The organism is Actinomadura sp. DC4 (assembly GCF_030406325.1).
GTDB lineage: Bacteria > Actinomycetota > Actinomycetes > Streptosporangiales > Streptosporangiaceae > Actinoallomurus.
This window is the reverse complement of sequence record NZ_JAUEQY010000097.1, coordinates 1-579: the sequence shown is the minus strand read 5'-3', so window position 1 is coordinate 579 and position 579 is coordinate 1. Positions and strand designations below refer to the sequence as shown.

Genomic DNA, 579 nt, shown 5'->3' with positions numbered 1-579 from the left:
CCGCAGGCGCTGCGGGACCAGGCGCGGCGGCTCCGCGACCACCTCGCCCGGCACGACGCCGAACCCGCCGACGTCGCCTACACACTCGCCACCGCACGCGCCCACCACCAACACCGCGCCGCCCTCACCGACCCCACCGCACTCGACGACCTGGCCGGAGGCGACCCCTCACCCCACCTCATCCAGGCCACCACCACCGACCCCGGAAAAACCGTCTTCGTCTTCCCCGGCCAGGGCTCACAGTGGCCCGGCATGGCCGCCGCACTCATGCGAACCTCCCCCACCTTCGCCCAGCACATGACGACCTGCGCCCAAGCCCTCGCCCCCTACCTCGACCAGTCACCGATCGACGCGCTCACCGACCCCACCGCACACCAACGCGTCGACATCATCCAACCGACACTCTTCGCCGTCATGGTCAGCCTCGCCGAACTCTGGCAAGCCGCAGGCATCCACCCCGACGCCGTCATCGGCCACTCCCAAGGAGAAATAGCCGCCGCCCACATCGCCGGCGCCCTCACCCTCGACGACGCCGCACGCATCATCGCCCTCCGCAGCCAAGCACTCACCCACATCACC

1 protein-coding gene is annotated in these 579 nt (G+C 70.5%); it reads left to right on the top strand.

Annotated features, from left to right (window positions below; genetic code table 11):
• Positions 1-579: acyltransferase domain-containing protein (locus tag QWU11_RS47120; RefSeq protein ID WP_290121144.1), on the top strand; the 579-nt coding region annotated here is incomplete at both ends.